General features: G+C 46.6%; 26 protein-coding genes and 1 tRNA gene. 11 read left to right on the top strand and 16 right to left on the bottom strand.

Features of this window, described 5'->3' with window-relative positions:
- The first annotated feature begins 39 nt into the window (after window positions 1-39).
- On the top strand, window positions 40-1,251 hold the full coding sequence (gene hemA / locus GUA87_RS16170; protein WP_415774804.1) for a 5-aminolevulinate synthase: 1,212 nt from the start codon (window positions 40-42) through the stop codon (window positions 1,249-1,251).
- A 44-nt stretch (window positions 1,252-1,295) separates the two neighbouring features.
- Here the strand turns inward: hemA and GUA87_RS16165 are convergent, their stop codons facing one another.
- Window positions 1,296-1,856 (bottom strand): peptidylprolyl isomerase, encoded by a 561-nt coding sequence (locus tag GUA87_RS16165; protein ID WP_193717657.1) that lies wholly within the window; start codon window positions 1,854-1,856, stop codon window positions 1,296-1,298.
- Window positions 1,857-2,077: 221 nt separating this feature from the next.
- Between GUA87_RS16165 and GUA87_RS16160 the strand changes: the two genes are divergently transcribed.
- Window positions 2,078-2,153, top strand: a tRNA-Lys gene (locus GUA87_RS16160).
- 78 nt (window positions 2,154-2,231) lie between these two features.
- Here GUA87_RS16160 and GUA87_RS16155 read toward each other — a convergent pair.
- From GUA87_RS16155 to GUA87_RS16130, 6 genes are all read right to left on the bottom strand, one after another.
- Window positions 2,232-2,837, bottom strand: coding sequence for a TetR/AcrR family transcriptional regulator (locus GUA87_RS16155; RefSeq protein WP_193717656.1), 606 nt, complete (start codon window positions 2,835-2,837; stop codon window positions 2,232-2,234).
- A gap of 98 nt (window positions 2,838-2,935) precedes the next feature.
- Window positions 2,936-4,165 (bottom strand): metal-dependent hydrolase family protein, encoded by a 1,230-nt coding sequence (locus tag GUA87_RS16150; protein WP_193717655.1) that lies wholly within the window; start codon window positions 4,163-4,165, stop codon window positions 2,936-2,938.
- 13 nt (window positions 4,166-4,178) lie between these two features.
- Entirely contained in the window at window positions 4,179-4,694 is a 516-nt protein-coding gene (locus GUA87_RS16145) for a GAF domain-containing protein (RefSeq protein ID WP_193717654.1), read from the bottom strand.
- Window positions 4,695-4,696: 2 nt separating this feature from the next.
- Window positions 4,697-6,007, bottom strand: coding sequence for a TRAP transporter large permease (locus tag GUA87_RS16140; protein WP_193717653.1), 1,311 nt, complete (start codon window positions 6,005-6,007; stop codon window positions 4,697-4,699).
- An 8-nt stretch (window positions 6,008-6,015) separates the two neighbouring features.
- Window positions 6,016-6,516 carry a TRAP transporter small permease gene (locus GUA87_RS16135; RefSeq protein WP_193717652.1) on the bottom strand — a complete coding sequence of 167 codons (501 nt, stop codon included), beginning with the start codon at window positions 6,514-6,516 and terminating at the stop codon, window positions 6,016-6,018.
- 67 nt (window positions 6,517-6,583) lie between these two features.
- The gene (locus GUA87_RS16130) at window positions 6,584-7,600 is read right to left on the bottom strand and encodes a TRAP transporter substrate-binding protein (RefSeq protein ID WP_193717651.1); all 1,017 of its coding nucleotides are present in this window, start codon (window positions 7,598-7,600) and stop codon (window positions 6,584-6,586) included.
- A gap of 136 nt (window positions 7,601-7,736) precedes the next feature.
- Here GUA87_RS16130 and GUA87_RS16125 point away from each other — a divergent pair, with 136 nt between their 5' ends.
- The 8 genes from GUA87_RS16125 to GUA87_RS16090 all read left to right on the top strand — a co-directional run bounded on the left by GUA87_RS16125 (window position 7,737) and on the right by GUA87_RS16090 (window position 15,147).
- Window positions 7,737-9,446 (top strand): hypothetical protein, encoded by a 1,710-nt coding sequence (locus GUA87_RS16125; RefSeq protein ID WP_193717650.1) that lies wholly within the window; start codon window positions 7,737-7,739, stop codon window positions 9,444-9,446.
- Window positions 9,447-9,563: 117 nt separating this feature from the next.
- Window positions 9,564-10,340, top strand: a complete 777-nt coding sequence (locus tag GUA87_RS16120; protein WP_193717649.1) for an IclR family transcriptional regulator — start codon at window positions 9,564-9,566, stop codon at window positions 10,338-10,340.
- 135 nt (window positions 10,341-10,475) lie between these two features.
- On the top strand, window positions 10,476-10,931 hold the full coding sequence (locus tag GUA87_RS16115) for a MaoC family dehydratase (protein ID WP_193717648.1): 456 nt from the start codon (window positions 10,476-10,478) through the stop codon (window positions 10,929-10,931).
- Complete coding sequence (locus tag GUA87_RS16110) at window positions 10,928-11,809, top strand: HpcH/HpaI aldolase/citrate lyase family protein (RefSeq protein ID WP_193717647.1); 882 nt, start codon at window positions 10,928-10,930, stop codon at window positions 11,807-11,809. The genes GUA87_RS16115 and GUA87_RS16110 overlap by 4 nt, the downstream gene beginning before the upstream one ends.
- Window positions 11,810-11,831: 22 nt before the next feature.
- Complete coding sequence (locus tag GUA87_RS16105; protein WP_193717646.1) at window positions 11,832-13,040, top strand: CaiB/BaiF CoA transferase family protein; 1,209 nt, start codon at window positions 11,832-11,834, stop codon at window positions 13,038-13,040.
- Window positions 13,041-13,463, top strand: coding sequence for a Zn-ribbon domain-containing OB-fold protein (locus tag GUA87_RS16100; protein WP_193717645.1), 423 nt, complete (start codon window positions 13,041-13,043; stop codon window positions 13,461-13,463).
- Complete coding sequence (locus GUA87_RS16095; RefSeq protein ID WP_193717644.1) at window positions 13,460-14,623, top strand: thiolase family protein; 1,164 nt, start codon at window positions 13,460-13,462, stop codon at window positions 14,621-14,623. Before GUA87_RS16100 ends, GUA87_RS16095 begins: the two co-directional genes overlap by 4 nt.
- Window positions 14,620-15,147, top strand: coding sequence for a GNAT family N-acetyltransferase (locus GUA87_RS16090; RefSeq protein WP_193717643.1), 528 nt, complete (start codon window positions 14,620-14,622; stop codon window positions 15,145-15,147). Before GUA87_RS16095 ends, GUA87_RS16090 begins: the two co-directional genes overlap by 4 nt.
- A 45-nt stretch (window positions 15,148-15,192) precedes the next feature.
- Here the strand turns inward: GUA87_RS16090 and GUA87_RS16085 are convergent, their stop codons facing one another.
- The 9 genes from GUA87_RS16085 to GUA87_RS16045 form a co-directional block, all read right to left on the bottom strand.
- Window positions 15,193-16,146 carry a cyclase family protein gene (locus GUA87_RS16085; protein WP_193717642.1) on the bottom strand — a complete coding sequence of 318 codons (954 nt, stop codon included), beginning with the start codon at window positions 16,144-16,146 and terminating at the stop codon, window positions 15,193-15,195.
- A gap of 168 nt (window positions 16,147-16,314) precedes the next feature.
- Window positions 16,315-18,807, bottom strand: coding sequence for a PAS domain-containing sensor histidine kinase (locus GUA87_RS16080; RefSeq protein WP_193717641.1), 2,493 nt, complete (start codon window positions 18,805-18,807; stop codon window positions 16,315-16,317).
- Window positions 18,808-18,825: 18 nt separating this feature from the next.
- Entirely contained in the window at window positions 18,826-19,893 is a 1,068-nt protein-coding gene (flhB, locus tag GUA87_RS16075; RefSeq protein WP_193717640.1) for a flagellar biosynthesis protein FlhB, read from the bottom strand.
- A 2-nt stretch (window positions 19,894-19,895) separates the two neighbouring features.
- Window positions 19,896-20,657 (bottom strand): flagellar biosynthetic protein FliR, encoded by a 762-nt coding sequence (gene fliR, locus GUA87_RS16070; RefSeq protein WP_193717639.1) that lies wholly within the window; start codon window positions 20,655-20,657, stop codon window positions 19,896-19,898.
- Between the two features lie 9 nt (window positions 20,658-20,666).
- Window positions 20,667-20,930 carry a flagellar biosynthesis protein FliQ gene (fliQ, locus tag GUA87_RS16065; RefSeq protein ID WP_193717638.1) on the bottom strand — a complete coding sequence of 88 codons (264 nt, stop codon included), beginning with the start codon at window positions 20,928-20,930 and terminating at the stop codon, window positions 20,667-20,669.
- A gap of 32 nt (window positions 20,931-20,962) precedes the next feature.
- Window positions 20,963-21,295, bottom strand: a complete 333-nt coding sequence (locus GUA87_RS16060) for a flagellar hook-basal body complex protein FliE (protein ID WP_193717637.1) — start codon at window positions 21,293-21,295, stop codon at window positions 20,963-20,965.
- A gap of 23 nt (window positions 21,296-21,318) precedes the next feature.
- Entirely contained in the window at window positions 21,319-21,726 is a 408-nt protein-coding gene (gene flgC, locus GUA87_RS16055) for a flagellar basal body rod protein FlgC (RefSeq protein WP_193717636.1), read from the bottom strand.
- A gap of 11 nt (window positions 21,727-21,737) precedes the next feature.
- A complete protein-coding gene (flgB, locus tag GUA87_RS16050; protein ID WP_193717635.1) occupies window positions 21,738-22,142 on the bottom strand; it encodes a flagellar basal body rod protein FlgB in 405 nt (134 codons plus the stop codon).
- Window positions 22,143-22,328: 186 nt separating this feature from the next.
- On the bottom strand, window positions 22,329-22,895 hold the full coding sequence (locus GUA87_RS16045) for a DJ-1/PfpI family protein (RefSeq protein WP_193717634.1): 567 nt from the start codon (window positions 22,893-22,895) through the stop codon (window positions 22,329-22,331).
- 380 nt (window positions 22,896-23,275) lie between these two features.
- Between GUA87_RS16045 and GUA87_RS16040 the strand changes: the two genes are divergently transcribed.
- Window positions 23,276-24,253 (top strand): fatty acid desaturase family protein, encoded by a 978-nt coding sequence (locus GUA87_RS16040; protein ID WP_193717633.1) that lies wholly within the window; start codon window positions 23,276-23,278, stop codon window positions 24,251-24,253.
- Window positions 24,254-24,294: the final 41 nt, after the last annotated feature.

Raw genomic sequence — 24,294 nt, 5'->3', positions numbered from 1 at the left:
GATCAAGACGGGCTAGAAAAGGAAATTGTCGGTATGGCAGTGAACTATAACGAGGTGTTCGAGAAGGCCATCGCTGATCTCAAATCTGAGAAACGCTATCGGGTCTTTACCGAGCTCGGGCGCCACGCAGGAGATTTTCCACGGGCAACACGCCATACAGAAAATGGAACTGCCGAAGTCACTATCTGGTGCTCAAACGACTATCTTGGTATGGGCCAGCACCCAAAAGTACTGGCTGCCATGAAAGATGCCATTGACGAATTTGGAGCAGGTGCTGGCGGCACGCGTAACATTTCCGGTAACGCCCATATGATTTGCGAATTGGAGCGAGAACTTGCAGATCTTCATGGCAAGGAACGTGCCCTTGTCTTTACGTCAGGCTTTGTCTCCAATGACGCGACAATCAGCACATTGGGAAAGCTGCTTCCAAATGCGGTGATCCTTTCTGATGAACTTAATCATGCGTCCATGATTGATGGGGTGCGTCATTCGAAATGTGAAAAAGTTATCTTCAAGCACAACGATGTTGCCGATTTGGAAGAAAAGCTCAAACAGATTGATATTGATCGCCCGAAAGTGATTGCGTTCGAATCTGTTTATTCCATGGACGGCGACATCTCGCCGATGAAAGAGTTTTGTGATCTGGCCGATAAATACAACGCCATGACATATCTGGACGAAGTTCACGCAGTAGGCCTTTATGGACCACGGGGCGGCGGTATTGCTGAACGCGAAGGCTTGATGGATCGCATTGATATCATGGAAGGGACTTTAGGTAAGGCATTTGGTGTTGTAGGCGGCTTTATTACCGCCTCTGAGGCCATTGTAGATGCCATTCGCTCCTACGCTTCTGGATTTATCTTCACAACGACCCTACCCCCTGCTGTGGCGGCTGGTGCCCTTGCAAGTGTCCGACACCTGAAACAAAGCCAGATGGAGCGCGCATCCCATCAGGAACGCGCTGCGACCCTTAAAAAACTTCTTATGGATGCGGGACTGCCTGTATTGCAAACCCCCACTCATATTGTCCCTGTGATGGTATATGATGCCGCGCTATGCAAGCAGGCAAGTGACATGCTTTTGGAAGACTATGGCATCTACATCCAGCCAATTAACTTCCCGACCGTGCCACGTGGCGAGGAACGCTTAAGGATTACACCAAGCCCATTCCATGATGATCAGATGATGGATCATCTGGTATCTTCGTTGAAGGAAGTCTGGAAGCGATTGGGGTTGAGGCAAGCTGCCTAAAGAAGAGATTAAAAAAGCGGGCTTTTGGCCCGCTTTTTATTTGTTTATTGAACGTCTGCCGCAACCCGAAGGCGGAGCATGAGATCAGGGTTCCTGACCTGACCTCCTTGGCCGTACCCTTTTTCAATCTGGTCTACAAACTCCATCCCTGAAACAACTTTGCCAAACACACTATATTTGCGGTTCAAATGAGGGCTATCCTCCAGCACGATAAAGAACTGGCTATCTGCGCTATGTGGGGATCTTGCGCGCGCCATGGACACGATACCGCGGTCATGAGGAATGTTGGAAAATTCAGCACGGATTTTTTGACCTGACCCACCACGACCATTGCCGTCAGGGTCACCTGTTTGGGCCATGAAGCCTTCGATAACACGGTGGAATTTCAGGCCATCGTAAAATTTTTGTCGCGCAAGCTCTTTCACTCTGGCAACATGTTTAGGCGCCACGCGGGGATAAAGTTCGATCACGACACGCCCATATTTTAAATCCAGATACAGGGTATTCTCTGGATCTAGATTTTCAGCCGCCTTTACAAGGCCCGTCAAAGACAATACGAGCGCGAAAGCCAATAGACTTTTGGAGAGAAGCGAGATTTTTTTCATCTTTCCTCAGTTCATTTTAAATAACTAAAAAGCAAGGCTTTTCCTTGCTTACATCCTACATAGATAGTCACATAACCGGATCAAAGAGACAAAGAAAAATTGAAGTGTAAAAAAAAATAAAAAAGCTGCTTGACCAATTGGAAAGTCCCCCCTATGTTGCAGCCGCATCACGACGATGTAACGGTTTAAAACATTGTCACAACGTGATAAAATTAGATTGTGGGCCCGTAGCTCAGTTGGTAGAGCAACTGACTTTTAATCAGTGGGTCACAGGTTCGAATCCTGTCGGGCTCACCATTCAACCCCCTGAAAACACATCGTTTTCAAGGGGTTTTATTTTGCCTTACCTTCCTTTGGTAGATGAAGCGCCAGCACTTAATCCAACTGGCTATGAATCAGCGTTTTCCAGTATTCACGAATGCCATCGAAATATGTGGGATCATCTTTAATAACTGTTTGAACCCCCATTCCACGCATCAAACACATTGTTGTATTAAGCAAAAGCTGTATCTGATCAGTTGATTTCTGTTTATGAGGGAAAAACTTAATCCAGATTTGATTTAGGGAAGTATGGAAATTCAAACTAACCGGAATCACCGCTTCACGGAGTTTTTCATCAGTGCGTGCGCTAGATAAAAAATCCATTGTGATCATAAATAGGCGCCCTGAGAAACGTTCCCATAAGAAATCTACGAAATCATCGATGGATTTTTCATGATCTGCATATGCTTCAGCTTCTTTTTCAATGAGGGCTACTTCATCTTCTAGAAGCTTCTCAACAGCAGCCGCAATAAGCTGCTCTTTCGAAGGAAAGTGATGCAACATGGCACCGCGAGAAATCCCGGCACGCTTCACGATCTCCGGAGTTGAAGCCGCAAGAATCCCGCATTCGTAAATCTGATCCAACGTTGCCTTCAATACCTTTTCTCTAGTCAAGGCAGAGCGTTGAGCATTTTTACCTTCTGGCAATGAAGCATTCATAATTCTGATCTACATCGAATCTACTTAAGCAAATGGCCTTTATCCGCAAACAGAGTAATCGGATCGCCCTAAATTGTCATATTTTTTCAACCAAAATCTTAAATCGCGTTTTTGTATATTTTCCCATCTTTCATTATCAGTTTCAGGTACCTGTCAGGATCCTGTAAGTATTTGATATCTATAACGGGATCACCGTCGATGACAATCAAGTCAGCATATGCACCAGGCACAATCTCGCCCACTCTACCTACCATGTTAAACAGCTCTGCAGCTGTCAATGTTGCAGAGCGGATGATTTCAATCGGTGTTTGAAACTTGCTTCGAATGGAAAATTCTAACAGTTGATGGCGGTGCATCGCCCCCAGCAAATCCGTTCCAAATACCAGTTTCACACCTTTTTCATGGGCGCGCTTATGAGTACGATATCCGGCCTCAACCACCTCATCCACTTTCTCATGCATCTCAACAGTCAGGCCGCCTTCCAGACCTTCACTTTTCAAAACTTCATGAGTGGACATCGTTGGAACGAGAAAAGCTCCTTTCTCGATCATCAGGTCCATCACCTCATCATCAATCAGGTTGCCATGTTCAATGGATCTCACGCCGCACTTCAAAACCCGCTTAGCGGCACGCGCGGTATAAACATGAGCAGCGACATATGTTTCTGTAGCTTCTGCCTCCTCTACAGCGGCTGTAATTTCATCCAGGGCGAATTGGGTATTGCTGATCCTGTCTGTTGGTGAAGACACCCCACCAGACGCCATGATCTTGATAAAATGAGCACCCTTGCGTAGCTCATTGCGACAGGCACGCCGCACCTCAGGCACTCCGTCAACAATAGTTCCAAGCCCATGACAGCAGGTACAGGCCTCCCAATCATCTGCTTTGCCACGCATATCCCCATGACCACCAGTTTGTGAAATGGCATGGCCACAAAATAATACTCTTGGGCCTATCAAAAAGCCTTCGTCTACTGCTTGAGCGATACCGAAATCTGCGCCGCCACAATCGCGTACAGTTGTAAAACCACGAGACAACATTCCTGACAGTATTTGCCCTGCTCTGGCAGTGGTATAGCTCCCCGCCCACCTCTCCAAATCCGGAAAACTTGCGGTTGCTGCGACGACATGGACATGAGCATCACATAAGCCTGGCATAACCGTTTTACCCTTCACATCTATGACTAGCTGCGCAGTTTCGGGATCCCTGCCAGAGACATCGACGATCATACCAGCTTCAACGAAGATGTTGCATAGGCCAACAAGCTCTCCCTTTCGAACATCAAGCAGATTTGCATCTTTCAGGCATATCGACGGATTAAGCGTCATTTTTGAAGATCTCCTATTCTAAATCTTTAAGGCACAAGGGCGCCAAAATAGCTGCAATCGGAACGAGTAACTTCACATGCTCCTGAGTGTAAAAATCGTACCGATGCAGCAAATTAAGCGTTCCAACGGTTCGCCCAAATAAGCGCATCGGTACGTTAAGGGCAGATCCAAGCCCCAGGGAGAAAATAAGTTCGTGATCAGGAAAGGCCCATTTTATGTCGTCACTGGAATTTGCGATGAAAGGTATTCCATCTTGAAGAAGAAGTTGCCCCCAGGGCGTTTCTTCCATTTTTTTTGAACCGCCAACAGGGTAGGTTTCAGGATCAGAAGAATACACGCGAGACACCAAACCCTTATCCTCTTTATTAATCAATACCGTAAACAAACGAGCACCGATCAATTCTTCCACAATATCTCTCGCAAGATCCCAAGTGACATGTGCCTCGGTTTCTTCTGAGATGCTTTTTGCCAACAGCTCGACCTTGTTGCCCTGGAGTATTGCCGTTGGTATCTGTTGCTGCTGCTTCATTTTCATCCACCAGCAAGCAAGTTGGGAAGCCAAAGGGCGATTTGCGGAAAAGCGGTCAACAACACGACACCAATACAAAGAAGCACAAAAAACGGCGCTGACGCTCGGGCAATCTGAAAGATCGTCATATTGGTCAAGCCCTGAAGGACGAAGAGGTTAAATCCAACAGGTGGCGTAATTGTAGCCAGTTCCACCATCAGGATAAGAAATATTCCAAACCACATGGGATCGAAACCCGCCTGAACAACAAGCGGCAACGTGATCGGCAGGCTCATCACCGTTATTGAGATCCCCTCCAGAAACAACCCCAATAATATGTAAAACACCGCCAGAATTGCCATCAAAGCATAGGGTGATAACTCCAATGCAGAAATAGAAGCCGCAATATTCTGAGGTAGGTGAAGGTAACCCATCGTTGTCGAGAGCAACGCAGCGGCGATAACCAAAGAAACCACCATAGCCGACATTTTCACCGCACTCATTACTGAATTGTAGAACAAGTCCCATGTTAATTGTTTCGTAAATAGTGCAATCAACAATCCAGTAGTCACTCCAATCGCGGCGGCTTCAGACGGCGTCGCCAACCCTGAGTAAATTGAACCGAGAACCACCATTACCAGCAAGAGGACAGGAAATAATTTCCAAAAATCTGCCCAGCCAAAACGCCTCTCCACTTGATCGTCGGACAAAGGCACGATCCCATCAGTACGATCTGCACGAAATGCGATATAAGTTGAATATAAAGCTGCGATCATTAGGCCCGGCACTACACCGGCTGCAAACAAGCTGATAATAGAAACTTCTGCCAGAATGCCGTAAACAATCATAACAATGGATGGGGGTATCAACAGGCCTAAACTTCCCGCTCCTGCCAAAGAGCCCACTGAAATACCCTTCGCGTATCCTCGCTTTGATAGCTCTTCCAGAGAAATTTTTCCGACCGTCACAGCTGTCGCAGTACTGGATCCGCTTACCGCTGCAAATAAAGTACATCCGACAATATTGGCGTGAAGTAATCTTCCGGGAATTCTGTTGACTAAAGGCACAAGTCCATCAAACAACCGCTTCGAAATATCAGTTCTAAAAATGATATCTCCCATCCAAATAAACATGGGGATGGCAGCTAACTCCCACGAACTTGCACTTCGCAACATAATGTTAGTAGCAATTGCACCAATTTTGGCGAAATTCATATCCAGCAGGAAAAACTGAACCGAGATAGAGACAGCAATCAGCCCGATAAATACCCAAACCCCGAGCCCCAGATACAGAAAAATCAATAGCAGCACGAAAAGACCAGCAAAGAGTTCCATACCCCCTCCTAGAGCTCTTCGGATGTGTTGGAGATGGGAGCCCCGCGAAGATAGGAAATGAAAAGCGCTGCAAACTGCAAAACGAGTATAACAACACCAAGTAACATCAAAGACTGCGGTATCCAAAGAGGTACTTCGGCAATCGAGTTACTTGTGACCCCCCGGTCAAAATTTCTCCAGACAGTTCGGCTGAGATAAAAAGCCACATATGAAAAGAGAGTTATTCCACCAAAGCAGAATATCACTTCGAAAATACGCCGATAAAACACATTTAAGTGTGCAATAAGCAAATTTACGCGGATAAAAGCCCCTTCTTTTAACGCCATGGAAAAAGAAAGGAAGGTCATTATCGCAATTCCGTAGCCAACAAACTCATCCAAGACAAACGTAGAGGCTGAGAAAAAGCTTCTAAGCACAATTTCTAACAGGATAAATCCCACCATAGAAACCAATATTCCCCCAGATATTACAGCCGCCAGTTTTGAGATTTTATCGACTATGGACAACAAAATGACCTCCCTCAAAAATGACGCCTTCTAAACTCGCTTAAAAGAAGGCGCCCCCCTCATTCTTCATTTACCCTTTGGTTTCCCTGAATTTCTTGATGATCTGTTGCCCCCGATCGCCAACCTTTGAAAGCCATTCGTTCATCACGTCCGTACCGGCTTCGGAAAGGTCGCCAAGTACTGCAGCCGCTTCAGTCGTGACAACGGTGCCACCATCCTTCTTGACCAGGTCGTAATTGCGTTTCGTCCGTCCGACAACCTCTGCCCAATTGCGCTGAGACGCTTTTTCCGCGGCCATATCAACGGCTTTTCTTAGTCCTTCAGACAGGCCGTCATACACATCTTTGTTCATATGAACGAAATTGAGCGGAAGCGCGTAATTTATCTCGGTAAAATAGGCTGTATGCTCAACAAATTTTTGGGCCACACCTCCTTCAGCAGAAGTCAAAACGGCCGAAATACCGCCAGTTGCCAATTGAGGCGCAACATCCCCCCAAGCAAGTTGAATAGGCGCCGCCCCGATTTTCTGAAACGTCTTCGTTCCACCCGGATCATAAGTTCTGATTTTCAAACCCTTAAGCTTCTCCGATGACGTGACCGGCATTTTCGCCCAGATCCCGGATGCCGGCCAAGGAGACGCATAAAGGAGTTTTTGCCCCGCCTTCTCAAACACTTTTTCATATTCTGGGAAAGCAATATCCTTTAATATTTTGGCCTCTTCCACCGTCTTCACCAGAAACGGCAAGGAAGATAAGGTCATAAGCGGATCAATCCCCCCGAGAAACCCGCCGGGAGTATCCGCGATCTCCACCGCGCCGTCAGAGACAGCATCAAAATGATCAACCGACTTATACCCGAGTGATCCCCCGGCATGAACGGTCACTTCAATAACGCCCATGCTGGCATCTTTCAATTCGTCCGCAAAGACCTGGTTCCCTTCAACATGAAGCGTTTTGGCGCCGTAAGCATTTGCCAAATTCCATTTTTCCATTGCCGAAGCTGACGACATCGTCCCGAAAACAATCATCACCGCAGCACCACCAACTGACGCGACACTTACTCTTGATCTAGATTTGAAGTTTCCCATTTGAACCTCCCTTTCCCTTAATTTAGGAAGTCGTAATGGAATTATTAAAAACAGTCAAGACTGTTTGTTTGTATATTTCACAAATATGATTTTTCTCCGTTCTTCAATTGCTCTCTTACTCATTGAAGGACACATCATGTTTGGCGACAAAGAACTCAATAAGGAAAATCCTTATATCAATGCATCTTTAGATAAATTCATTCCTCAACGAATTTTGAATAAAGAAACAAAATCCCAGTACGAACTTGATCTCATTTCATATGCCCGATTTATTACCTGCCTCTCGAAAGTTCCCTCAGACTACCCTGACATTCATCCCATCCATCCTTTCCTGGAAGATGGTGGTGCCTTACGGGTGGAGGTCCCTCTTCCTAAGTCTGGTCGTGAGTTCATTACATTAATGACAGTAATTCTTGGAAACGAAACCATTGGCAATGAAACTAATATTGACCAATATCAAGTAAGTTCTCCACCGTTCCAAAAACGAGGCCTCTTAGCTGAAAACTTCCCTGCTCAACGTTTTGAAGCTGCTAACGACCCAGCAACCAAGGATCGCCATGGTGATCGCAAACGTGAAGTTTTGCTTTGGCCCGATGCCTGCCGCACCTTTAATAACGATGGCGGTGAAGCTGGATCTCCAAATTTCTATCTACTCATGTGTAGTATTCTATTTCAGCAAACGGATCTGCGCGAATATGGAAAACGGGGGCGATATGGTAAAAGTGTTTTGAGACGTCTAACTGATGGATACACTTATACTCCCGAACGCCCTTCGGACAATCTCATGCTCTCCATTATTTGGATTGACGCACAAACCGGGCTTCCATACGGATTTTACAACACGGGTTTCTATGAAGATCTGAACACAGCGTTCCTGAACTACACATTTATCGTAGATCAAACCAAAGTTGTTTGGGAAGGAGCACACAAACCCGTCAAAACCACATCCTATACTATTGCGTTGGCTGTTGAGTACTACGCTGCACATTTTGGACGAAAGTTTGAAGAAATAAATCTTGTCATTCATACGGACAAAATGTTGGCAGCCCTGTCAACGGGAAGCCTGATTACCCAGTTAGAAAATCGCGAAGAAGCAGAGAAAATATGCGATAGAGTTTTCCGAGAAATTCGGGTTGGTGAATTTTTTAAATATGTTAACCTTGAAGAACCGATTAGAGCCTATCAAGGACGACACCCCGAAAAACAAGAGGATCGTCTGACGCTAGGAGCCCTTCGAAAAATGAGCATGATTTATGCCGTTGATCAATCTACAGTCCCATTAAACGATCCGGGTGAAGAAGTTCCAGAACCAGAAAACGTCTTTTATGAAGTGCTGTATAGCATGTATGGAGAAATGGCTTCTAAAAAAATTGGGGGAGAAATTCCAAAAGAGCTAACGAATGGCAAAATCACAGATGAAGATATTGAAGAAATTGCAGATTTTGCGATGTGTGACAAGAGACTTGTAGAGAACTGGCTAAAATCCATTAACGCAGATGACGAAAGTCTAAAACCGCTGATTACCGCAGACAGAACAGTGTCCTCAAACTTCGATATAAACAGACAAGATTCCTGGAAAAAAATTCAGCCCGAGCTACTAAAACAAATCCTGAATGCAAGTGGCGATGAAGCCATTGAGGAAATTCGTAAAAAAACAGCTCGGGTTTTAACGAGAGCTGCCAAGCGTGGAAACACTGGTAACCGCTATTATATGATGGATGACGGCAGTAACTTCCCTCGTCTTACAGAGTTTGCAATCTTTATGACTGGTAAGATTAATTCCGAAGATCGAAATAATGAACTGATGCTCTGCCATAACCATACCAGTCTCTTATTCCCTAAATAATTAATGAGACCTTGCAATCAATAGATTGCCACTATTGACCAATTTACAGCACTCAAGTAATTTCATATATACGAACATCTTTTCTGAAGTTCGGATTTTGGAATTACTTGAGGCGTCATGACATCTACAGCAGTGAGAAAAGAAGGGCCAATGGTCCTGCCCCGTGCGTTTTCCCTTTTGCGAAATTTAGCGGAGAACCCAGGCGGGATGACCTTGTCCCAATTGTCTATCAGCCTTGATGTTCCAAAAAGCTCTCTTTCCAGCACGCTTAAAGCCTTAACGGATCAGGAAATGCTGACGCGAAATGGGTCTCTCTATTTTCTGGGTCCGGAAGCCTTTTCCCTCGCCTCCATTATTCTGGCGGGTAGATCTATCAGGCAGATAGCACAGCCTTACTTGGAAAGGGCGATGCAACAAAGTGAGGAAACTGTTCTTCTTGCCGTTCCAGATTCTGATGGGCTTCACGCCACTTATATTGATGTCACGGAATCTCCAAAACCGGTGCGGTTCACATTATCCATTGGGACAAGGCGCGCCCTTCACTCCAACGCCAGCGGGAGACTTTTTCTAAGCACCCTCCCGCCAACACAGCTGGAGGAGTATTTCAAGAAAGCCGATATTACGCCGCTGACAGAGAAGGCCGCCAAAACAAAAGAAGAAGTTCTAGATCGCCTCAAGAAAGTTCGCGAAAACGGTTATTCTGTCACTATGGGAGACTATTCACTCGATTCCGGTGGGTTCGCCGCCCCTATTTATAATTCTGACGGCCAGATCATTGCTGCGCTGACAATCGGCGTCCCTATCTCCCGCGCACAAAGGGAACGGGATAAGTTTATTGATATCGTTGTGTCTCAGGCTGCAGAGATTTCGAAAATTCTAGGGCATCGCGCGTAATTCTATCTAACATTTGTTATTTTTTTTAAAACGGTGACATAGTCCCTCTTGACCAGATCAGTTTGTCAGTATTTAATATACGAAAATAGTTCGTATATCCGAATAAAAAAACAATAATGAAGGAGAGGTACCCGAATGTCCGGCCTGTATTTTGAAGAGTTCGAAGAAGGACAAGAGTTTCATCACGCGCTTACCAGAACGGTAACTGAAATGGACAACATTATGTTCAGCGCGATGACCCATAACCCACAGCCACTGCATTTGGATGAAGAATATTCCAAAACAACCTTCTATGGGCAACGCATCGTCAATAGCCTGTTCACACTTGGACTTGTCATTGGCGTGACTGTAGCGGACACGACCTTGGGAACAACCCTTGGCAATCTTGGCATGACAAATATCCGCTTCAAAAAACCGGTTTTCCACGGGGATACCATCCGTGTTGTCACCAAAATTAAAGGTAAAAGACAGAGTAAGTCTCGTCCCGGTGAAGGGATCGTCGAATTTGTCCATATCGGTTACAATCAGCGCGACGAGGAAATTGCTTATGTTGAGCGCACAGGTCTAATGAAAATGAAAGCAGCGGCATGATCAGATCCTGGCTATTTGTTCCGGGCGACAGTGAGCGCAAAATGGAGAAAGGGCTTCAGAACAGTGCTGACGCCCTGATCCTTGATCTTGAAGATTCTGTGGCTGATGACCGTCAGGAAATTGCCCGCGACATGGTGTGCAACTTCCTGCAAGAAAACACTGACAGATCCCGTCAACAATTATGGGTGCGGATTAATCCTCTGGATAATCCCCTGTCCCTCCCTGACCTCACGGCCATATTAAAAGGGGGGCCAGACGGCATCGTTTTGCCGAAGGTATATTCAGCGGCTGATGTAAACAAACTGGCTGATTACCTGGACGTGCTTGAGGTTCGCGAAGGCATAGAGCCAGGTAAAACCAAAATTGTCAGCGTTGCCACTGAAACCGCGCAATCCCTGCTGACGTTCAACACCTACCTTGATGGCATTACAGATCGGCTTGTGGGCATGACATGGGGCGGCGAAGACTTAGCAGCTGCCCTTGGTGCCAGCAACAACAGACACCCGCGGACGGGCGATTATGACGATCCGTTCCTATATGCGCGTACCATGTGTCTTGCGACAGCACGCGCTATTGATGTACAGCCGATTGGTGTTGTGTATGTAGACTACAAAGACAGCGAAGGGCTTCGGGACGAATGTCTGCGTGACCTTCGTTCTGGCTATGTTGGGAAAGTTTCCATTCACCCAGCACAACCGGATGTCATCAACGAGGCCTTTACACCCAGTGATGAGGAAATCGCACACGCACGGAAAATTGTTCAGGTCTTTGAAGAAAATCCGGGCCTTGGGACTATCGGAATTGACGGAAAGATGTATGATATGCCTCACCTCAAGCAGGCCCGAAACCTATTGGAGCTTGCAGACAAAATAAAATAATAAAAATAATGGGAGAAAATCCATGCCGGGAACCCTCGAAGGTATTCGCATCATTGATCTGTCCACAGTTGTGCTTGGCCCGTGGGCCAGTCAAATGCTGGGAGATTTAGGTGCAGATGTTATCAAAGTAGAAACGCCATCGGGGGATACCACCCGCAAAATCGGGCCATACAAAACTGAGGGTATGGCCTCCTTCTTTATGGGATGTAACCGGAACAAACGAAGCGTTGTTCTGGATCTAACCAAAGAAGATGGGCGTGAAGCATTTTACGATCTTGTGAAAACTGTGGACGTCATCATCCATAACATGCGCCCGCGCATTGCCAAGAAACTTGGCCTTGAATATGAAACCATCAGCAAGGTCAACCCAGACATCGTCTTCTGTGCCACTTACGGTTTCCGCTCAGGTGGGCCGCTGGAAAACAACCCAGCATATGACGATATTATTCAGGCCGCTGCTGGTATCACGGACCTTCAGACCGTAACATCTGATCAGCCACGTTTTGTACCAACCATTGTGGCCGACAAAACCTCCTCCTTCAACGTGCTCTATGCTGTATTGGCCGCCCTATTCCATCGTGAACGTCATGGTACTGGCCAAGCCATCGAAGTTCCTATGTTTGAATGCCTCGTGGATTATGTGATGGTGGAACATCTAAATGGCGCTGTGTTTGAACCGGCCATCGACACCCTTGGATATAAACGGCTACTGAATTCCCAACGTCGTCCCTATGCCACAACGGATGGCTATCTCGCTGTTCTGCCTTATACAGATAAAAACTGGCAGGACTTCTTTGATGTTGCGGGCAGACCTGAGCTAAAGACCGATCCACGTTTTGAGAGCCTGGCAAGCCGCACCAAGCACTCTGATGAGGTTTATGGTATTTTGGGGGAAATCGTTGCCACTCGCTCCACGGCAGAGTGGTTGGATGTACTATCTGATGCCAATATCCCTGTTCAGACCTCTAACAAGATCGATGATCTGCTAGAAAACGAACAGCTTCTGGCAACAGGCTTCTGGCGGACGTTCGAGCATCCGAGTGAAGGCACAATCCGCATGGCGGAGCCGCCTATCAAATTCTCCAAAACACCTTCCACCATTCGCTTGCTGCAGCCACGCCTTGGTGAGCACAGTCGTGAAGTCCTAAAAGAAGCTGGTTTCACTGATGCCCGGATTGATGGGCTCATTAAATCCGGTGCCGCAAAGGAAGCTGAACTAGAGGAGGCGTAAATGGAACATTTACTCCCCTCCCCTGATGTGGGGCCGGATGCTGGCCCTTATTGGGACGCGGCAAAAGAAAACAGATTTGTTATTCAACAATGCACTGATTGTAACTCGTGGCGGTTTTTCCCATCACATCTCTGCCCATCATGCGGATCAGACAAAGCCGAATGGAAAGAGCCGTCCGGCAAGGGTGTCATTCATAGTTTCACCGAAGTCCATCGAGGTCCAACTCCGGAATTTAGAGCCCACACCCCCTACATGATTGTGTTGGTGGATCTGGATGAAGGTCCCCGTATCATGACAAACCTGATCGGTAACAATCTTGATCAATGCCAAATTGGCGCCCCTGTAGAAGTGTGCTTTGAAAACAGGCAAAACGACACCAAAGTCCCGCAATTCCGTTTAAGCAAGACGGAGGCCGACACATGATAAAAAACAACGTTGTTATTGCGGGTGTCGGCGAATCTGACATTGGCAAAGTACCGGAGCTCAGCGGTCTCGGTCTAAATGCACAAGCGGCCAAACGCGCTGTTGAGGATGCAGGCCTTGAAATGAAGGATATCGACGGCCTTCTGACCGCCTATTCCATGACAGAACCGTATTTCATGATGGGATCTGTCCTCGCTGAGTATTTAGGGATAAAGCCAACTTTTTGTGCCTCTTTGACGGTGGGCGGCGGAACACCCGGGGCGGCATTACATCACGCCGCGATGGCCATTGCATCAGGACAAGCAAAAACCGTTTTGATCACTGCGGGTGAAAACCGGGCAACGGGCCAAAGCAGAGATGATGCCGTCAAAGCCCTTACACAAGTAGGTCATCCCTATTTCGAAAACCCTTACGGCCCTCTCATCCCCTCCTTTTATGCCATGATCGCCAATCGATATATGCATGAATATGGCACCACAAGGGAACAGATGGCCGCTGTCGCAGTCCGTGCGCGGGACCATGCGATAAGACATCCTTCAAGTCCTCAGAGCAAGCATTTGACTATAGATGATGTCCTATCCTCAAAACCCATTTCAACCCCTCTTAATATATTAGATTGCTGCCTGATTTCAGATGCTGCTGGTGCATTAGTGGTAACCAGTGCAGATCGGGCAAAGGATCTTAAAGGTAAACCCGCTTACCTTCATGGAATTGGCGAAAGTCACACCCATGAGCATATGACAATGGCTCCCTCATTAACAGAATTTGGAACGGAAATTTCTGGTAAAGCGGCTTACGAAATGAGCGGTCTTTCTCCTTCAGATATTGATTTTGCAGAACTTTATGACTGTTTCAGCATCGTACCCATTATTGAAGCCGAAGAATTGGGTCTCGCCAAACGCGGTGAAGGCGGCGCGCTCTACGCCTCTGGTGAAACAGCGATTGAAGGGTCAATTCCCATCAACACCCATGGTGGTTTACTTTCATATGCTCAAGCTGGCGCCTCTGGCGGTATGCACGGCATTGTTGAAGCCGTCAGACAGCTTCGCGGCAATGAAGGTGCGAGACAGGTTAAAAAACACGATATTGCCTTGGTACATAATGAAGGTGGTATATTATCATCCCATTGCACAATGATATTGGGACAGCATCCTCTTTGACCTTAAGTGATTACATCATCAGATTAGCAACAGATGAAGACTTTAAACATCTGCCCGCCGTGGAAGATGCGGCGGGGGATGTCTTTGCCGAAATTGGCTATGATGACATTGCGGCAATGCCTTCAACTCCTGCCGATGAATATCCAGTGATTGTGAAGAATGGCGGTTGGGTTTTGGTTGCTGAAGCAACGACCAAAGAAATAGTTGGCTATTGCGCCACAGAACATTCTCCTGATGGGCTCTATATCAAAGAACTTTCCGTTCACAAGGATCATTCGAAGCAAGGAATAGGCAGTACCCTTTTGAAACAGACGATCGCAAGGGCTACTGAACTAAATTATCCACGTACCTTTCTTCTCACTTTCAAAGACGTGCCCTTCAACGCCCCTTACTACCGCCGGTTTGGATTTGGTAGTTTAGAAGACCTAACCCCTTACCCCGACATTCAAAAGCGTGCTGAAGCGGAGACAGAAACGCCGCTTTGGAAATATGGGCGGGTAGCGATGAAAAAGAACCTCACATAAAAAGCCCCGCGTTTAAGCGGGGCTTTCATTTTGATCAGTTCAAAATCACCACATGGCAACCGGATTAATGATCATTTGGACCGTGCCACGCACACGCGCCTGACCAAGAACAAACATAAACTCGTTCACACTCTCTTTGGCGAGACGGCCTGTATTCATCGTTTCCAGAATATAAATGCCATGCTCTTTCAAGAGGGTCACATGACCATAAAACAGCTTGTCTCCCTTCATTGGCGGAACAGCTTCAATACCCCAGGTATCTGCACCAACAGCCATAACATCAAGACCCGCAAGATATACAGCCGCATCATTGGACAGGCCGGGCTCCATTGAAACCCATGCTTTTGGATCCTGTGTCAATTTGTTATCTGTCCATCCCGTATGGAAGAGAACTACATCGCCTTTACGGATTTCAACGCCTTGGGCTTTTGCGGCGTCCTGAATGTCGGCAGCCGTAAATGCTTCACCGCCATCCAATACATCTTTTTTGAAATGCTTCGCCATATCTATCAATACACCACGGCCGACCAAAGGTGGAATGTTATGAACACCCAGTTTTGTGAGACCTGTCAGTTTGGCGAAATCTTTTTCGTCGTTACAATTATAATAGAGGCCGTCTTCACCCAGATGACCAAGGCCATCAATTTGCGGGCCGATACCAAACCAGAGTTGGGCGATATCATCGTTATAGGTTCCCGGATAACCAAAAGCGTTTAGTTTCTGACCACCCTGCTGATTGGGCTGAACCACTTGCAGCATCATACCACGTGGCGGAAATGCCGGTGTTGTCGGATCGATGACAATACCAAGTGGATGTGTCTGACCTTTCTTAACGAGCTTTGCCGCCATCATAACCTGATCAGGTGTAACGAGGTTGGCTGACCCGATTTCGTCATCCTTACCCCATTTGGAGTGTTTGCAATGACCATCCGCCAACGCAGGTGTTGCAATGAATGAGGCAAGCGCGCCGAGAATGGCCGCGAGCGTTAACTTCTTCATGAGTTTCCTCCCCTAGTGCTTTTTTTAAGGCGTTATTTGCCCTGAAATATTTTTTGTACGCACAACTGGTCCAGAGGTTATTTGGACACAAACAGTATAGAGAGTTAATATTTTATGTAAATATTCTACTTTACAAAATACTTATGGAGTTGGATTAGGAGAAAACTCCTAACCCAGAACCTCTTTTACTTTCTCTGCGATCTCTTTCAACGAAAACGGTTTTGGCAGAAAATCGATTTCACTGACGTCAAAATCGAGATCTTTCCTGAAGGCATCCTCCGCATAGCCGGAGATGAAAATAACTTTCAAATCAGGAAGTTGACCCTTTATGTTCTTGACAAGGGTCGGCCCATCCATGTTTGGCATCACAACGTCGGAAATCAGAAGGTCAATTTCGCCTTCGTAATCCTCCAAAAGCTCAAGTGCAGTTTCACCGCAATCCGCTTGAAGAACCTCATATCCTTTATTCTGCAAGGCGCGAGAGGCAAACAATCTGACAGGATCTTCATCTTCCACCAAAAGGATTGTCCCCATGCCGGAGAGATCTCTGTGGAATGCTCGCGTTTCATCTTCCTCTTCACCACTTGCTTTCACCTCTTCATAGAAGCGTGGCAGAAAAATCTCAAAAGTAGTTCCTTTATCATCGTTATTTAGGGCGAAAATAAATCCGCCGGTCTGCTTGATGATACCGTAAACGGTACTGAGACCAAGGCCTGTGCCTTCACCAACTTTCTTAGTAGTAAAGAATGGGTCAAAAATCTTCGCAATCACATCCTCAGGGATACCGGTACCGGTATCTGTCACGCTGATCTTGATGTAATCCCCCTCTGGCACTAATTCGTGGGCATCTTGACCACGTTGCCGGACGGTATAGTTCTCCGTCTTGAAGGTAAGGCGACCTTCACCTGACATCGCATCTCGCGCATTCACCGCTAGATTAATCACAACCTGTTCAAACTGGCTGTGGTCAACTTTCACCAACCATAAATCACGGGCGTGCTTGATCTCCAGGTCAATGGTCTCACCGATAAGGCGGCGCAACAGATTGGAAAGTTCTGCCAAGACTTCAGTTAAATCCGTTACTTTTGGACGCAAAGTTTGCTGTCTGGAAAAGGCCAGCAATTGACGAACCAAACCTGCTGCACGGTTTGCATTCTGTTTGATCTGACTGATGTCAGAGTAGGACTGATCCCCCACCTGATGACGCAGAAGCAACAGATCACAAAAACCGATCATCGCAGTTAGTAGATTATTAAAATCATGGGCGATACCGCCGGCCAACTGGCCAACCGCTTGCATTTTCTGACTTTGTGCAAACTGAACCTCAAGCTGACGTTGGGCAGATGTGTCAATGATGTGAACGAGCATCCCGCCAGTGTTACCTTCCACGCCGCCAACAGCACTGATATAGAAGTTGGCGACACGTTCTCCGTCATTCAATTTCATCTCGACTGGTTTCAATGCGAGATCACTTGCGGATGCCATGGAGAGCTTTTCGCGAAGTTCTTCGCGGTCACTTTCTGCAACCAGTTCTGTAACGTGATGGCCGATAGCACTATCAACTACAGTTTCAGTGAGGACGCGGAAGGCTGGGTTCCCCTCAATTACGTTGCCATCTTCATCAAGAAGAACAATACCAATTGGGGCGGCCTCAAAGAAACGGCGGAAATACTGCTCTGCACTTTCAACTCGCTCTTTCCAAAGCTGCTCCTGCAAAAGTTCTCGCACCACACTTCGTGATCCGACAACACCACCCTCTTCGTCTTTAACAAGGGTCTGCGTCACCTGGACCGGAAGGATGGTTCCATCTCTTCGTGTCAGTTGCAACTCACCTTCAAAACGTGCAATTTTGTCAGAGATGTTATCCATCAAGTTCAATTGACGATCATCCCCTGCCACCACAAGGTCGCCAAAAGTAATATTGCCTTCAGAAAGTTCTCTTTGGTGATACCCCAGCCATTCAGCAAAGATCCGGTTCACAAATTGAATGCGCCCCCTTTCATCCAATGAATAAAAACCGACAGGTGCATTATTAAAATACTCAGACAGTTTTTCACGCTCGCTGCGCTCAACCTCTTCGATTTTATGTTGTGAAGTTGTCTCTGCCACATACCAGATGATGTACTCTGATACTTCTTTCAATTGGTGGGCCAAAATGGCAAGCCAACGTCCATCAGTGGTCTTCATCTCGACTCGCATATCGATAACATCGCCTTTGGCAGCTGCGTTTCGCAGCGACTTTAACTGCTCCCGCGCTGAGATATTATCACCCATGACCTCAAGAAGAGTTTTGTTGCCCTGCTTTTTATCAATTTTGAGGACATCAAAATAGGCGTCATTGGCGAAAACAAACTTGCCCTCTCGCGTTGTCACCAAACGGCCTTCGGGGCTTGCAGAGACAAATTCAGCCACCAGGTCGATCTTTCCCGAAGAGGCCTTTCTTAGCCCATGGAAAATGAAATACCAGAGCCCCAAGCCTGTAGCCACCAGTACCATTCCGCTTAAAATGATCAGACTTAATGGGCTCAACTCCCGCCCCAAAATCGCTGCGATAACAATCAGCGTTGCGACCAAGAAATACACGACCGCCAGTTGCCGGGCATCAACCCCGAGGTAAAAACTCCGGTCCTTACCACTTCCCACATTTTCCTTGGACGTCATCAGCCCGCTTTTCCCCTACTAATTTATTTTCCTCAGTCGCATCACGTACCCAATAATTTCGGCGACCGCCCTGTAATGTTCAAACGGAATTTCCTGATCCAGTTCACATGAGGCGTAAAGAGCCCGTGCAAGCGGAGGATTTTCCACGATAGGTATTTCATTTTCGTTAGCGATTTCACGAATTTTTAGCGCGATATTATCCTGCCCCATTGCCAAAACAATCGGCGCCTGATCTTCGTCCTGCTTATACCTTAAAGCAACCGCAAAGTGGGTCGGGTTAGTAACAACCACATCTGCCTCAGGAACAGCTTGCATCATACGCTGACGGGAACGCTGCATACGCAAAGAGCGAAGTCTGGATTTGATCATGGGATCACCCTCAGACTGTTTATTCTCGTCTTTGATCTCCTGCTTCGTCATCCGTAGTTCTTTATAGTGATTGTATTTCTGGTAAGCAAAGTCGAGGCCTGCAATCACAGCCATGACGGCAACGACACCAGCAAGCAAACTAAGCACCTGCTTTTGAAGAAGTTCAAGGATGGCAATCATGTCATAGGTCATGACCAGTTGCAGTTCATCCATTTCCGGCGCGACAAACAAAAATGCGATCGACCCGACCAGGACAAGTTTCAGAATACCCTTCAAAAACTCAGTCAGCGCTTTCAAAGAAAACTGCCGCTTCACACCACCGAGCAAAGAAATCTTATTGAGCTTGGGTTTAATTCTCTCCGCTGACAAAACAGGCCTGTGCTGTATGATTGTGCCGATAAGTCCTGCCAGCATCAGCACCCCTAACACCGGAGCCAAAACGGAGACCACCTCATATCCTAGATCTTCAAACACGTCCCGCAAGTGACCTGGTCCGACAATAATGTTATGGGGTTGCTCAATAAACTTGAATAAATCAAAAGAGAGATTTCGTCCCAGCCCCGCAATAAAAATCAGCACGACCAATGTAATCCCCATGGTCATAAACCAGTGCGAGACCTCTTGCGACTTTGCCACCTGACCTTTCTTATGAGCATCCTCCAGCTTCTTCTGGGTCGGCTCTTCGGTCTTTTGAGCATCATCTTGATCTTCAGCCATTCCTATTCTCCCAAGAACCTGATGAGGGTCTCTTCATAATAGGTAATAAACCACATAATGCTCGCCCCAGACGTGATAGCCAGGATAGCAAATGCCAAGACGATTTGCAGGGGCATTGCGACGAAGAAAATCTGTACTTGGGGCATCAAACGGTTGATCAAGCCTACACCAATGTAAAAAGTGAGACCATAGATCAAAAACGGTGCAGAGATCTGGAAACCGAGTTTAAAACTTCCTGCAACAAAACCACCAATAAGTTCCGCGACATCCCCCAAGGGTGGCATTGCCCCCACCTTAAACAAGGTGTAACTGGCATAGGTTCCCTGAAGCATCAAGTGATGAAGATCTGTCACAAATATCATCGTCATCCCCATTAAAGTGAGGAAACTACTGGTCACAGCCCCTTGTGTCATTTGTCCCGGATCAAAAAATTGGGCCGCTGCAAGCCCGGACTGCTGCGCAATAATGGTTCCGGCGACGTGTAAGGCACTTACGGCCAAACGCAGCGCCCCGCCTATTATCAACCCAACAACAATTTCTCCGCTTAAAAGCACAAGCAATTCAATCACATTTGCTGGTTCCGGGGGTAGCTGATCCACAACAAATTGGGTAATCAAGAAACTCACCGCCAGTGCCAAAGACAATCGCACGCGTGGAGAAACAAAACCTTCGCCAAACCCAGGTGCCACCATAAAAATGCTGCCGATGCGGGTAAAAACCAGCAAAAACGCAAAGATGTTTGTGGTGAGATATTCTTCTAACATCGCCCGGGCCTACAGGGCGGATATCCGCTGAGCGATCTGTTCCATTAGTTCAATCATGGACGTGATCATAAACGGGAGAAAAATAATTAAGGACAAAAAGATCGCCAGGATTTTAGGCACAAAGGCCAATGTCATTTCCTGTACTTGTGTGAGAGCCTGAACCAGAGCAACAACAAGCCCGACCCCAAGAGCGACAAGCATGACAGGAGAGGCAACCGCCAATAGCACCCAAATGGCTTCTCTTGCTACGTCCACCACATCTGTTGGGGTCATGATCTACCTCTCGTCCAAATTAACCATAAGGACTAGATTGGCATTTTAATGATGTCTTGATAAGCCTGAATTACGCGATCACGGACAGAAACCACAGTTTCCAGTGTCACTTCTGCACTACTGACAGCCGTCACAATGTCCACAAGACTGCTTTCGCCAGTTAGAGATTGCAGACTCACTTTCTCAGAAGTCATGCCTTCCTGAACCGCTTCTCGGCCTGCATTTTCCAAAAGCTCCGAAAAACTTGGGCCATTTCTAACTTCATCCACACCAACAGTTGCACCGCCACCCGCTTTCGCAGAAGCAGCCTGATCTAGTGCTTTGGTGTATGCCTGTACAGCGGTAAGTGGGCTGTTTTCAACCATGTTTTATGAGCTCCAAGCCTTACTTAACGCAGAATCTCTAAGGTCTGCATGATCATCTTTTTAGAAGCATCAATCGCCCCAAGGTTCGCCTGATAAGAACGTTGAGTTTCTTTCATGTCCATAACTTCCACCAGCGCATTTACGTTCGGGATCTTTACATACCCCTCTTCGTTTGCAGCCGGGTGGTTTGGATCAAAACGCGATCCAAATTCTGATTTGTCCTCGGTCACCTTGTCCACCACTACTTTCCGTGCATCTATTTCTTTATCCAGCACGTTTGAGAATGTGACCACTTTACGGCGATAAGGATCCTGTTCCGCTGTACTTCCAACACTGTCCTTGTTGGCAAGGTTTTCGGAAATAATGCGCATACGCTCACCTTGGGCTTTCATACCCGAGGCAGAGATCTTCATAGATTTCAGCAGGTCCATACCAAGGACTCCTATCTACCGCGTCCTAATGCAGTTTTAAGCATACCAATCTGCTTTTTATAAAGCGATGTGGTCATTTGATATTCAATCTGCGTTTCAGTGAGCTTCATGACCTGCTCTTCCAGAACAATCGCATTTCCTTGCGGTGTCACTTCATATGATTCCACATTTGCCTTTGGACGAAATTCTCCGCTTTCGCGTGTGACAATATGCTTATCGCTTGTGGCGCTCATGTTCATGGTTGGTCCAGTTGATTTAGCAACCATCTGTTTGAAGCTCTGGTCTTTAAGATCTTTAGCCTCATAGCCAGGGGTATCCGAGTTCGCGATATTCTGAGAAAGCACCTTCTGGCGCGCGCTCAGCCATTTCATGCGATCGGTCAATGCCGAAAACAGCGGAATTTCCTTTAGGCCCATGATCTTAAATCCTGATTACAGATTTACCTGCTCTTACCGTATTACGGGAAAGTAAACAAAAAGTTAACAAATTCTTACGCAATTGCATCGCATTTTAACTATCTTCCCAGCTAGCACTTGCAATTCAGCAATAAAAAAGCCCCTCAAAAAAGGGGCTTTCTAAGAGATCGAATGTCCAGGTCACTTTCATGCAGCTTCCCAGGCTTCCTCTTCGTAGCTTTGAACAGCTTCGACAAATTTAACGACAACTGCCATAAGATCTTCACGGCCTGTTACCAGCATGTCATCTACATGCAGATTGTCTTCTACAATTTCTGCACCTTTTTCGGAAACCAGTTTGGCGTCTGCTTCGGATGCCACAACTTCGCGGTGCTCAAGGAAGTCCTCGACAGCAACAATCTTCACAGCTTCCTCGAACAGAGCAACCGGTTTGTTGTCTTCCATAAAACCGCGCATCAAACGTGTTGTCTGTGGGTCGGAAGCAAGTCGAGAGGCATGACGTTCACCACCTGGAATGATGATCGCATCAAAGTGATGGGACATTGTTGTTGGAAGATGATTGTTTGCAGGGAAGAAGTGTCCCCAGTTACCATTATGCCAGCTGTTCACAACGCCTTTTTCAGGAGATACAATTTTCACCTCTGCACCTGTATCCACCAAAGATTTGTGCAAGTCTGTCATATGAGACTGCTCAAAGCCGTTGGCTACAAGAATCGCAATTTTCTTTCCGGTGAGTGTGTTCTCCAGCTGCATAATGTCTATCTTCCTTTCACATCAGGATCACATAATAATATGTGATCTATTTATTCAAACCGGCTGGGCTGCACTAAACGGCAGCAACACCTGCTCCCGCAGGAGGCCTGTCATTTGAATAATTATATATTTGGCTAATTCCGAGAGCTTGATCCCGGCTGCATTTTGATACCCTGCAAATAACTATCTGCGAATGGAATGGGCATCAGCGAACCGGAACATAATCATTCCCTAAACGACATGCAAGCCTTAACTGGAAAAATTTTACATCAAACATTTTTTGTTCGTTTGCGCGGCCAAAAATAAAAAATAAGTTCGCGGCTGAATGAAGTTATGAAACAATATGTAAAAAGAAAAATATAACAAGGACCATACTCATTATGAGCATTGCGACCACTGGTGAAGAATTTAGGGAAGACACGCGAAAAGCAGCCAAACTGCCTGCGGCATTGGTGAAGGAACTTACACGGATAAATCCGATAAAATCCACTTTGTCTATTCTTCAAACGCTAGGTGTGATCGCGATCGCCATTGGTCTTGCTGTATATTACTGGTCACCATGGGTCATTATTCCTGTTATGATCCTTATCGCCACACAACAACAGGCTTGCTTTGTGTTGGCGCATGATGCAGCGCATTACCGACTTTATAAAACACGTTGGCTAAATGATCTGGTTGGGCGCGCGGTTGCAACGCCCGTTGGAATTTCAGTTTGCAGCTACAGAATTGTTCACCGTCTTCATCATAACCATCTTTACGGCTGGCAAGATCCGGATATTCCTCTGTGTGCTGGATACCCTAGGGGGCGCGCTTATATTCTCAAAAAGCTCTTTAAAGATTTATTCGGTGCAACCGCCCTTAAAAACATTTCGTATTTTTTCGGAAGACCCGCGACAAACTCAGAAACCAACGAACAAGGCAAACCGCTGGACGACACCTCACCGGCATTAAAGAAAGCCGCTGATCAAGATCGCTGGACAATTGTCATATTCCATATTGTGGCCCCTATCGCCGCCTTCTTCAGCGGCTACCTGCTGGAATATGCGATTTTATGGGTATTACCTTTCCTGACTTTCCTGCAACCGATCTTAAGGCTAAGAGCCATCTGCGAACACGGAGCTGTGCCATCTACAGACAGCCCCCTGCAGGCTTCCAGAACAAATCTGGCACCATTTTGGGTGAGGTTCCTACTGTTCCCACATCATGTGAACTATCACATTGAGCACCATCTCTACCCCTCCATTCCTCATTACAATCTACCGAGATGTCACCGGGAAATGAAAAAAATTGGCATGTTGGAAGACGCAGAAGTTCGACAATTTAGCAGTACTTTAAAAAGGATTTCCGGTTTTTCATAAATTCCTGCTTTTGACATCTGTCAAGCTGTACTACAAATGGT

Origin of the sequence: Sneathiella sp. P13V-1 (genome assembly GCF_015143595.1) — a bacterium.
Classification (GTDB): domain Bacteria; phylum Pseudomonadota; class Alphaproteobacteria; order Sneathiellales; family Sneathiellaceae; genus Sneathiella.
The sequence above is the reverse complement of the archived record's forward strand: the minus strand, read 5'-3'. Positions and strand labels throughout refer to the sequence as shown.